This is a genomic window from Leuconostoc sp. BM2 (assembly GCF_002095565.1).
Classification (GTDB): Bacteria; Bacillota; Bacilli; order Lactobacillales; family Lactobacillaceae; genus Leuconostoc; species Leuconostoc falkenbergense.
The window spans coordinates 1-12032 of record NZ_MOWQ01000005.1 but is presented as its reverse complement, the minus strand read 5'-3'; the positions used below and the strand labels follow the sequence as shown (position 1 = coordinate 12032).

The 12032-nt window shown below is 40.8% G+C and carries 11 protein-coding genes; all 11 read right to left on the bottom strand.

Features of this window, described 5'->3' with window-relative positions:
- Nucleotides 1-7: 7 nt before the first annotated feature.
- Entirely contained in the window at nt 8-562 is a 555-nt protein-coding gene (locus BMG01_RS02895; RefSeq protein ID WP_036068301.1) for a hypothetical protein, read from the bottom strand.
- A gap of 4 nt (nt 563-566) precedes the next feature.
- On the bottom strand, nt 567-1367 hold the full coding sequence (locus BMG01_RS02890) for a shikimate kinase (RefSeq protein WP_036068299.1): 801 nt from the start codon (nt 1365-1367) through the stop codon (nt 567-569).
- A gap of 13 nt (nt 1368-1380) precedes the next feature.
- Entirely contained in the window at nt 1381-2232 is an 852-nt protein-coding gene (locus BMG01_RS02885; RefSeq protein WP_036068296.1) for a prephenate dehydrogenase/arogenate dehydrogenase family protein, read from the bottom strand.
- The gene (gene aroA / locus BMG01_RS02880) at nt 2229-3533 is read right to left on the bottom strand and encodes a 3-phosphoshikimate 1-carboxyvinyltransferase (protein WP_036068293.1); all 1305 of its coding nucleotides are present in this window, start codon (nt 3531-3533) and stop codon (nt 2229-2231) included. The genes BMG01_RS02885 and aroA overlap by 4 nt, the downstream gene beginning before the upstream one ends.
- A gap of 46 nt (nt 3534-3579) precedes the next feature.
- Nucleotides 3580-4758 (bottom strand): chorismate synthase, encoded by a 1179-nt coding sequence (gene aroC, locus BMG01_RS02875; protein ID WP_004910406.1) that lies wholly within the window; start codon nt 4756-4758, stop codon nt 3580-3582.
- 1 nt (nt 4759) lies between these two features.
- The gene (aroB, locus tag BMG01_RS02870; RefSeq protein ID WP_036068290.1) at nt 4760-5824 is read right to left on the bottom strand and encodes a 3-dehydroquinate synthase; all 1065 of its coding nucleotides are present in this window, start codon (nt 5822-5824) and stop codon (nt 4760-4762) included.
- Entirely contained in the window at nt 5821-6813 is a 993-nt protein-coding gene (gene aroF, locus BMG01_RS02865; protein WP_036068287.1) for a 3-deoxy-7-phosphoheptulonate synthase, read from the bottom strand. Before aroF ends, aroB begins: the two co-directional genes overlap by 4 nt.
- Before the next feature lie 31 nt (nt 6814-6844).
- The gene (aroE, locus tag BMG01_RS02860; RefSeq protein ID WP_036068285.1) at nt 6845-7669 is read right to left on the bottom strand and encodes a shikimate dehydrogenase; all 825 of its coding nucleotides are present in this window, start codon (nt 7667-7669) and stop codon (nt 6845-6847) included.
- Entirely contained in the window at nt 7666-9591 is a 1926-nt protein-coding gene (locus BMG01_RS02855) for a transketolase (protein WP_036068283.1), read from the bottom strand. The genes aroE and BMG01_RS02855 overlap by 4 nt, the downstream gene beginning before the upstream one ends.
- A 357-nt stretch (nt 9592-9948) precedes the next feature.
- A complete protein-coding gene (locus BMG01_RS02850; protein ID WP_084013426.1) occupies nt 9949-10827 on the bottom strand; it encodes an aldose 1-epimerase family protein in 879 nt (292 codons plus the stop codon).
- 40 nt (nt 10828-10867) lie between these two features.
- On the bottom strand, nt 10868-11770 hold the full coding sequence (gene xerC / locus BMG01_RS02845; protein ID WP_004914163.1) for a tyrosine recombinase XerC: 903 nt from the start codon (nt 11768-11770) through the stop codon (nt 10868-10870).
- Nucleotides 11771-12032: the final 262 nt, after the last annotated feature.

Genomic DNA, 12032 nt, shown 5'->3' with positions numbered 1-12032 from the left:
TGACTTACTAATTAATATGATACACTACCCAAATCATCGGTGGTTTTAAAGTTTGTCGCACGACGTAACGTGAGTCACGACTCTCAGGTAATTTATTAAATTGATCAGCAGAAATAATAGTCAGACGGTCTTGGTCATGGATAAAATCTGTCATCGCCACCATTTTACTGGGGGAAAAGATAACTGATGGTCCCCAAGCATCATCTAACCCAACCTTAGTTAAATAGCGCTTCATCAGGCCTTCCGTTGCTGCATGTGTTAAGGCGATATTTCGCTGATACGCCAAATTTTCCACAACAATTAATGGCATCAATGGTAATGAAAATGTGGCGCGTACTGTTATATTTTCCCATGATAGATAATTGAAATCAACCCAGTTTAGATTTTGCTCCTGATTGGACTTAAAAGCCACTGGCATGATAAGTTCGTCCCCACTAAAATCTGATAAATGCGTTAATATTTCTTCAAAAGTATCATGCAAAATCAAAGTTTGATTCGTCATATAATGCGTTGCAGCAATTTGTGAATCTGTACCAACTGGTCCCAAAGTGTGTAATTTCATAGTTTCACCTGTTTAGTTGACGGTTTTCTTTATCAATCGCCGCCTGCATGAGAATCGCCATCACAGCATCAATCATATCATCCGTAATGTCCTCTGAAAATGCAAAATCTGCTTTTAAATCATTTCGCAAGCGGACCATTCGATTTTTTTGAACTGTTGCTATCCCAAATTTTTCTTTATATCGCGCTACTGATGAGACTACCTCTAATCGCTGTGCAATGATTTTAAAAATTTGACGATCAAAAGCATCAATTTGTGAACGAAGTGCCAATAGAGCTAACTCATCCTCGTTTGCACTAAATAAGGCAATGATTTCAGCTGCAATCCGTGCAGGTGTTTTTCCGACCGTTTCTACCGTCATGTTGGCAACACTTTGATATTTTGGATCACGTTCTTTCCAGAGCGCAAAAAATTCTGCGGTGGACTTCTCTTGCAGTAGTGGCCTTTGCCCTTCAATGATAAGCCGACCGATTGTACTCTCTAAGTTGCCGTGCAAATAAATGATTGTTGCGGGTGAATTTTTTAAAACAGCTATATTTTCAGGTCGCTCAACGACACCGCCACCTGTTGCCACCACACCATTAAAAGTTTGCACTGACGCCAACACCTGCGTCTCAAGCGCTCGAAAGCCAATCTCACCACGTTCTATAAAAATTTCAGGAATTGTTTTCCCTGCAACGCGTTCAATTTCCGAATCAATATCAATAAATTGTGAATGATGCTGACGTGCGATTTCTTTACCAACGGTAGTTTTTCCAGCACCCATAAATCCCACTAGCATCAGTGTATCTGGTTCTTTAATCATGATTTTTCCCTAATTATCTGTCTAATAATGTTTCTCGTGACGCTTTTGCTTCAGTAATCATTGCCATCAGTTTAGAACGATCATTGGCAAGAATGGCCGTATTAAACTTTTCCAATTCAACTATCAGTTGTTTTTGACTATCTAAAACAGCAGCGCTATTACTCAATAAAGCGTCTGTCCATAATTCTGGATCGCTAGCAGCAATACGAGTTGTGTCTTTAAAACCACCAGCCACATACTGACCGAATTTATTTGCTGCGCCCAAACGGCTAGTGGCAGCGTTAACCAGTGCAAAAGCCACAATATGTGGCACATCACTGATCATAGCCATTAAATCATCATGTTCATCGACTAACATCGTTTTAAAATTTGCGCCAAGTGGCCTGAATAAGTCAATTAAGGGATCGCTCGTGCTAATGGTACTTGGCATCAAAAAGTAAATAACATTATGATATAAGTTTATGTCTGCCGCATACACACCACTTTTATGCGTGCCAGCCATGGCATGACCCCCAATAAAAGTGATATTTTGTGGCGTTAACAATTTTTCTGCTAACGCCATAATCTCACGTTTTGTTGACCCCGTATCAGTAATAATCACGCGCTTTTTCAACGTCAAATGACTCAACTGAACGATTAGTTGGCTAATAATATTCACTGGTGTTGCTAGAATAATAACGTCCATTTGCGATGCTATTTGTTCGATATTTGACGCTTTTTTAGTTATAATCCCTGTTTTTAAAGCAAAGTCTACTGCTTTAGTATCTGAATCAACACCAGTTACTTCGTGATTAGCATTTTGAGATAATACAGCCGCTATTGAGGCGCCCATCTCACCTAAACCGATTATTGCTATTTTTGTCATTTTTTCTCTCTCATTAAGGCGTTCATATCTTCCAAAAAACCTGGATATGACACGCTCATTGCATCTTCACCCATCAATACAACGTCACCTTTAGTAATTAAGGCAGCAATGACATTCATCATACCAATGCGGTGATCGCCGTGAGAATCGAGCAATGCTGACTCGTTAAGCGCGTGTAATGGTGTTTTACCATGTATAATCATGCCATCTGGCGTTTCTTGAATATCTGCACCGATTTTACTTAGCTCCGTTACCACTGTGGCAATTCGATCCGTTTCTTTGACACGAAGTTCTTCAGCCCCAGTGATAACGGTGTCACCAATCGCTTGCGTAGCAGCCAATGCTAAAATTGGCAATTCATCCACAGCGCCGGGAACATCTTCAGCTGTAATTTCAATACCATGAAGCGGTTGTGCTTTAACCATGATATCAGCCATTGGTTCGCCTTCATTTTGTATCTGATTCACGTTGATGCTCGCACCCATGCGTTTTAACAACTTCAGTACCCCATCTCTGGTTGGATTAACACCAACGTTTTTGAGGATTATGTCTGAATTAGGCGTAATTAGACCCGCCACAATGAAAAATGCTGCACTTGAAATATCGCTCGGCACGATGACGTTTTGCCCGAATATCTCTGGTTGTTTTGTCACTTCAATAACACCATTTTTACTGTTAATTACACCACCAAATTGTTTTAACATTCGCTCTGTGTGGTCACGAGTTGGCAACTTTTCAATCACTCTAGTCACACCGTCAGCCTGCATACCCGCAAGTAATATAGCACTTTTTACTTGCGCAGAAGCAACTGGCATTTCGTAAGTTATCCCTTTTAATGTCTTATTCGCATGAAGTGTGGCTGGCAAAGTGCCATCCTCAGCTAACGCGATGTTGGCACTCATTTGTAGTAGAGGTGTTGCGACGCGTTTCATGGGTCGCTGACTAAGAGAATCATCCCCAAATAATTGGATATCAAAAGGCTGGCGACTGAGTAGCCCCATTAACAATCGTGTTGATGTCCCCGAGTTTCCCATATCCAGTGCTTGTTTTGGTACCTTAAATTGCTTAATCCCGCGTCCAACAACATGCAATTTTCGGCCATTTTGTGTAATCGAAACACCCAAATGTTGAAAAGCTCTCATTGTATGCATCACGTCATCAGACGGCAAGAAATTTTCAATATTTGTTTCACCGGTTGCGATTGCGCCAAACATCAACGCGCGATGAGAGATAGATTTATCGCCAGGCACGATAATTTCACCATGAAGGCCAGATTTAGGGGCTTGTGTCAATTTAATCATTGTTTATGTCTCCAATTTTTATGTACGCGGTGAAAACCGCTTATTTTTAAAATGATCTAATTTCGTCACGATAACGTTCAACTTGTTCTTTCATTCGATCAATATTATCTGCATCAAACTTGTCTAACACCGCTTTGGCCAATTCAATAGCAACCATCGCCTCAGCAATAACTGCTGCAGCTGTCACGGCCGTCGTATCTGAACGTTCAATTGACGCCTTGTGGTCTTGATGTGTATCAATGTCAACTGATTGCATAGGACGATAAAGTGTTGGGATAGGTTTCACAACGCCTCTCACAACAATCGCCTCACCAGTCGTCATGCCTCCTTCAAAACCACCCAGATTATCAGAACCACGATAAAAGCCACGCTTTTCATCCCAAAAAATTTCATCCATAACTTGGTCGCCAAATTTTTCAGCATTATCAAAACCGCCACCAAATTGAACACCCTTAAAGGCATTTATGCCAACAATTGCGCGCGCAATTTTAGCATCTAATTTTGTATCAGCCGATACGTACGAACCTAGTCCAACTGGCATTCCAGTGGCCATAACCTGAACCTGACCACCCACAGTGTTAGCATTCCGTTTTGTTTGATCGATTACTTCGCGAATTGCTGCGTCGGCCTCAGCTGATAACGCTCGTGTTGGAAAGCTCTCTGTCACTAAACGTAATTCGTTTAAATCATGATACTTTGTTAAGTCATTCAAATCCGATTTAGCGGGTCCAACATTAACCACAAAGCCATGAACATCCACACCAATTTCTGATAGTAACTTTTTGGCGACTGCACCTACTGCTACTCGCATTGTTGTTTCTCTGGCAGATGATCGTTCTAATACATTACGCAAATCATCATGATGACGATACTTCATACCACCTACCAAATCAGCATGACCAGGACGTGGACGTAAAACTTTTCGTAGTGTGTTTTCTGATGTTGCCGGATCATCTGGCGCCATAATTTTAGACCAGTTATTATGGTCGTCGTTATGAACGTTTAATGTGATTGGCGAACCTAAGGTCAGTTGATGGCGAACACCAGTGAGAAAAGTAACGGTGTCTGTTTCAATTTTTTGTCGTTCACCACGACCATATCCTTGTTGGCGGCGCGCCAGTTGCTCATCAATATCAGCTTGTGTAATATGTAATCCAGCCGGAATGCCTTCAATGACGGCAATTTCTTCCGGTCCATGGCTTTCGCCAGCAGTTGTATAACGCATATTAATTCTCCATAAATGCCGGCATATCGGCTATATTTTTCTTAACAATAATTGGCTCACCAATCTTAGCAAGTGCAACTAAGTTTAACACGCCACCGTGATTTTTTTTATCGTTCACTAGATGTTTGAAAAAATTAGGTGTGCCAATCAACGGTGAGGTTGTCGGTAATCCAACTGCTGTCAAACGATCGCGCAATGAATCAGTCATGCCACTGGGGGTTATACCGTCACGCTCAAAGCGTTGACTAATGGCAATCATACCAATGGCTACTGCTTCACCATGACGGAGTTGACCGTGTGCCAGTAACTCAATCGCATGACCTAACGTATGACCAAAATTCAAAAACTGACGTTGCCCAGATTCTTTTTCGTCAGCCATTACCACTGATGCTTTGTAAGTAATTGCTCGCTCAGACAAGGTCTGTGCTTGACCACGTATGTCTGAAACACTCTTGATTGTACCGGTCAATTGATAAAAATCGCCACCAGTCAGTGCTGATGTTTTGACCACTTCCCCATATCCTTCGACTAAATCACGATCAGACAACGTGTCCAAATAAGTCGTATCAACTAATACAAGATCTGGCTGGTAAAATGATCCCACAATATTTTTTGTGTCACCTAAATTAACAGCTGTTTTGCCACCAACAGACGAATCAACCTGCGCGGTGAGCGATGTGGCAATTTGTACAAAGGCAATGCCTCGCATATATAAGGAAGCGACCACACCACCCAAATCACCAATGACACCACCGCCCAGAGCGATAACACCATCGCCACGTGTGAATCCTGCCGAAGCCATTTTTGAAATCAATTCACCAACAACAGGCAATGATTTTGATGATTCTCCAGCTGGAACAGTCAGCGGCAATACCTCATAACCTGCAGAACGTAATTGCATTTCAGTATCTGATAAGTAAACCGGTCCAACATTACTATCTGTCAGCAATGCTATTTTACGTTTGCTCCAAACTTGACTCAGTTCTTCACCAATGTGCTTGTGTAGTTGTTTATCAATCTTAACTTCGTAAGTTTTTGTTGCTAATTCAACAATCACTTGACTCATTTAATTGCCTCCCGAATTTGACGTATCTTGTCTGCTAACAGTTTAAATTCATCCGGCGTCAAAGCTTGAGCACCATCAACAAAGGCATGTGCAGGATCATCATGAATTTCTGTCATCAGTCCTTGTGCGCCTGCTGCCACAGCAGCTAATGCTAGGGGCGTCACAAATTTAGAGACACCAGCCGCATGAGAAGCATCAGCTACAATCGGATAGTGCGTCAACGATTGCAAAACAGGAATTGCAGAGACATCTAAGGTATTGCGTGTGTATTTATTATCATAGGTACGGATACCGCGCTCCATCAAGATAATTTGGTCATTGCCACCTGCAGCAATGTATTCTGCAGCATTCAACAAATCGTCAATCGTAGCTGACATACCACGTTTTAATACTACCGGTTTTTGTTTCTTGCCTAGTGCCTTCAACAATGCAAAGTTTTGCATATTACGTGTACCAACTTGAAAAATATCGGTATATGAATCTACCAAGTCAACATCTCGAGTGTCCAGTATTTCGGTCACCATATCCATCTCAAGGGCATCAGCGGCCGCGCGATGGGCTTTCAACCCTGCTTCACCATTACCTTGGAAAGAATATGGCGAGGTTCTAGGCTTAAATGCGCCACCGCGTAACACGGTAGCCCCAGCTGCTTTAACTGCCTTTCCCATGGCCTCAACGTGAGCTGGAGACTCAATTGAATCAGGTCCTGCCATCAATGTGAAATGTTGTCCACCAATGACGCTGTGAGGTGTTTTAATGATCGTATCTTCTGGATGAAAATCACGTGACGACTTAATTGCTGAATGATGGTTGGTAATAATCTCTACAATTTCTGATTTTACTTCATGTAACTCAGTTTCAGACAAAGTCTTGACACCTGCTAAAGCAACGCGGTTATCATGAACAAACACTGGTTTAATTGGGTTTTGATGGTCTAACATCTCAGCAATATGCTGAGCAGATTCTTTTGATTTTGCAATAATTATCATGTTTTATTCTCCACTTTTTATAATAATGTCTTTAAGATGTAATGGCTGCTGCCATTAGACGTCGATTCGCTGGCTGGTCAAACCAATATTCAAAACTTAGCGCGCCTTGATTAACTAACATAGATACACCATTCATCGTCAACAATCCACGTTGTGACGCTGATTTTAAAAGCGCAGTCTGCTGATTGCGATAAATAATATCAACTACCAGACTATGCAAAGGCATGAGTGATAACTGATAATCTGTTAGCAAAGTTCGCGCATCGTTCATGCCAACAGTTGTTGCATTGATTAGCATATCTGTTTGGCGCAATGCTTGTGTTAAAGCCTGATTGTCAGCCAAGTCTTCCAAATGTCCGATGCCTTGACTCAAATAGGCAATTTCAGTCTCGCGTTGCGACCAATTTTGATGTGCACGATTGAAAACAGATATATTTCTAACCCCATACTCTCGTGCACTAGCAATAATGGCACGAGCAGCACCACCAGTACCGATGACTACAATGTTTTCTTTGGGCTGTTGACGTTTAATACTTTGCCAAAACCCATCCCCATCAGTGTTCGTACCTACTAGTCTGTTTTTTATGCGTTTCACTGTATTAACGGCCTGTAATCTCTGTGCCAACGGTGAAATATCGTCCAAATAGTCGATAATTTGATTTTTATATGGTGTTGAAACATTAAAGCCATTAATTTGTAACGTCTTTAAACCAACAATCGCCTGCTCAAATAATTGTGGTGCTACCTCAAATGACTGATAATAAGCATCAATGTGAGCTGCGTCAATCATAGCGTTTTGCATCTTTGGTGATAATGAGTGTCCTGCTGGGTAAGCCAATAAACCATATAAAGTCATTTTAAGTCCTCAATAATTCGTGCACTGATTGCGTGAGCGTCAAATCCCAATTCGCGTAACGCAATGTCTGGTGCAGCGCTCATGCCAAAATCATCAAGCCCAAAAATCAGCCCATTATCCTGTGCGATTTCGCGCCATCCCAGACGAGTTCCTGCTTCTATTATGACATTTTTTGTAGCATATTCGTCAACAATGTTATGCCGTTTAGATTTTTCTAATGACTGAAATTTCCTAAGATTGGGCATACTGATGACATTTGCAGGAAAAGGTAACAATTCTTTGACTTTTATGGCAATTTGAACTTCTGACCCCGTAGCAATCAAATTGATTTTAGCCCGTTCGTTATGAATAATCTCTGAAGCGCCATATTTCTGAGCAGTGCTGGCTTGTACTTGATTACCTTGAGTGCCTAAATTACCACGACTCAAAATCAAGATTGTTGGTTTGTCAATTGACGTTAAAGCTTGTTGCCAAGCTAATGCTATTTCATTGGCCGTCCCTGGTCGAAGAACATCGACATTTGGAATAGAACGTAACGCCATTAATTGTTCGACTGGTTGATGCGTTGGACCGTCTTCACCAACAGTTACGCTGTCATGCGTGAAAACATAAATCACAGGTAATTTTTGAAGTGCACTCAATCTGATTGCAGCCTTCATATAATCAGAAAAAGCTAAAAATGTTGCGCCAAATATTTTTGTGTCACCATGTAACGCAATACCATTCATCACTGCGCCCATCGCAAACTCCCGAACACCAAACGCAATATTACGACCGGCACGATTTTGTGCATCAAACAAATCCGACTCAACGATTTCAGCATTGGTTGAAGCCACTAAGTCAGCTGAACCACCCCACAAATTGGGTAGTTGTTGCGCAAATTTTTGCAAAATATTCTTAGAAATTTTACGACCAGCTTGCTGTTTCAAATCATCATCAATTGTTGGTACTTTTAGCTTGCCTGCTTTTGTTGACAACTCATAAGCTTGCAGGGCTGAAAGAGATGGCTGTTTCTCTTGATTCAAACGTTGTCCTATTCGCTTTTTCATGTCTGATAGCAACTGAGCAGGTACTTTGAAATTTTCAATGGTAACATTTAAGTTTCGACTTAAATCAAGGAGATCCTTTGATTGTAATGGTGTGCCGTGCGCTTTATTTGAACCGGCAAATGGTCCAAAATCACCAATAACTGTCCTAACTGCAATTAAGGTAGGTGTATTACTCTTTTTGGCTATTTCAATTGCGTCATGGATTGCGTGTAAATCATTACCATCATCAACCTGTAATGTTTGCCAACCATAACTCTGAAAACGGGCAATGTTATCAGTCACATCAGTGCGCTTTTTTGGTCCATCTAAACTGACTTGGTTGTCATCGTACAAAACAATTAGCCGTTCTAACTGTTGTTGACCAGCAAGTGAAGCCGCTTCATGACTAACACCTTCCATCAAATCACCATCACCGACCAATGCGTATGTATAATGATTAATTACCTCAGGGTGATGAGCCCGCAAATGTTCCTCCGCCATCGCCATTCCCACAGCCATTCCCAATCCTTGTCCCAAGGGACCAGTTGTTGCTTCAACACCAGGTGTCACGCCAACTTCTGGATGGCCCGGAGTTATCGAATAAGGTTGCCTAAAAGCTTGCAGATCATCACTAGAAATATTAAAACCAGCCAGATGCAAAGTTGCATATAATAAGGCAGCGCCATGTCCAGCAGAGAGGACAAAACGATCTCGATTAATCATTTTCGGATTCTCTGGATTAATTTTAAGTTGATTAGCATACAATTCATACAGAATAGGAGCCGCTCCCAACGCTATACCAGGATGCCCTGAGCCAGCCTTGGTAATCATTTGATTCGAAAGTAATCGCAACGTATTAATTGTCTGCGTTTCAATACTAATATTTGTTGTCATATCATTCTCCGTAATATAAAAAACCGAACTAAGTGCATAACACTTAGTTCGGTTTAACAGAAAATTCATTATCTGAAAAAATAGAACGTCACTAAGTGTTCATTACAACCTAGTGACCCAACCTTTAAAAACTTCTGGTCGCCAAGTGCGTCGTTCCCGACACACGCAGCGTGCGACGGGTTTACATAAACCAGAAGTAAAAATAACTATTGTTGTTTAAGATTGTTTTGTTCATTTTTTCCTAACCTTTAATATTTGATGTTATTTATCATAACGGAATTTAATAAAGTTGTCAACAACTAATTAAATTCTCATAAAAAAATAAATTAACTCTACCTGCTAAAACGTCTTGATTTTTTAAAAGAATTGTAGACTATAAGTGCCTTCAAACGTGTCACCTGCTGCCAAAACATTGACACCAAACTTTTCCTTGAAGTTACCACTAGCGTCAACTGTATCAGCAATACCCCACCATGGTTCAAGTGCAATAAACGGTGCTTGTTTGCCGGCTGGTGTCCACACACCAATATACTGTGCATTATCCAAAACCATGCGTAAACCGTGCTGATTAGCCAATCGCGCTAACAAAAATGATGTTTTCTGACGATCTAGCTTCAAAATAATCGCGTCATCATGATAATCCTCTTGTCGTAAACGAAGCGGAATACTTGCATTAAACGGCGTTGGGTTATTAGGATTTGAATATGGTCCCACGAGGCGAACACGATCATACGTGACTTCTGGTTCAATTGACAAATAATAGTCGGAGAATTTACCGCCATCAAGCGGCAAATTGAATGCTGGGTGCCCACCAACACTGAAGAACAATGATTCTTCAGTGTCCGGATTGTGGACAATATAGGCCACATGTAGTGTATCATCGTCCCCTAACTCATAACTAATATCTAGCTGAAATTTAAAAGGAAAAACACGATGTGTTGTTTCCGTGTCAACAATACGAAAAACAACTTTATTCTCACTCTGCTCAACAACATCAAAGACCATGTTGGGGGCAAAACCGTGTTGGTTCATGTAGTAAGTTTCCCCAGCCACTTTAAATTGATCGCCACGTAAGCGACCAACAATTGGAAATAGATTAGAAGCGTGACGGCCCCAGTATTTGGGATCAGCAATCCAAATGTATTCCAACTCAGCATCTTTATGCCAAACGCTTGTCAGTTCAGCACCTTCTTCATTGATTTTTACAATTAGGTTTTTATTTTCAAGAGTTATCATAACTATAATTCTACCTTGTTTTTTGTCATTTGTGAAGCGTTTACTTTTTTGCGCGTGGAAAAAAATTTTGATAATTTTTTTGCAAGCTTTCTCGCGTAACGTGTGTATACATTTGCGTCGTAGAAAGATTGACATGGCCTAATAATTCTTGCACCGTACGCATGTCAGCACCGTGATTTAACAAATGTGTCGCAAAAGTGTGTCGCAACATGTGGGGATGAATTTTGCCAGTTAATGATGATTGTTTCATGAGCTGATCAAGAATATAAGTAATCCCTGCAGTTGTGATAGGTTGCCCACGATGATTAACAAAGACCACACGATGATCCATACCTGCTGTCAAATCTGATCGTAATCCATCAATATAAGTTGACAGCGCTATTGATGCAAAATGACCAAAAGGTACATACCTGTCTTTATTACCTTTCCCATGAATTAAAACTAAGCGTTGCGAAAAATCGACTTGCTCAAGTTGCAAACTAGCAATCTCCGCCACACGGGCGCCAGTTGCATATAAAAACTCCAGTAAAGCAGCATTTCGCTGCCAAAGTTTATCTGAATGATCATAGGCCACATCAAATAACTCCTGCATTTCATTTTCATAAAAAAACTCAGGTAGATGATTTTGATGTTTTCTTAATGCCACGTTATCAAATGGATTATCCAAAGCAAATTTATTCGCAATCAAAAATTGATAAAACATACGAAGGCTACTAATTTTACGCGAAATGGTTGTTCGTGCTAAATTATGTTCGTAAAGATCATTCAAAAACACGCGAACATCTAGTCCCTGAACGTCTTTAAATTGCGTAAATCCGCCATTTTCAGATAAATATGTTTCAAATTCGGTGATATCAGTGAGATACGCTTTTAAGGTTTGCGGTGAGTATTGGCGCTCCGCTTGTAAATAATCATGATATAGTTCTAGTTCTCTCGTTGTCATATCTCATATTATACCCGCCTCGTATAGTAAGTTTAAAGACTTACATTATTTTTTATTTTTATGACTGTTTTCTCTTCACTAATTGAACACCGTATGATAGTCTCTAATTGTCATTGGCTTTGGTCAACTGGTATAGGTTTGATCCCCCTGTAGTTTAACTACTTTAAAAGACTGCCGCCCTGACAATCACTGCAATCGCCAACCACATGCTGTATCGATTATGCTGGCCACTGATATTGAGTAGTATCAGTTGTAGCTTGGA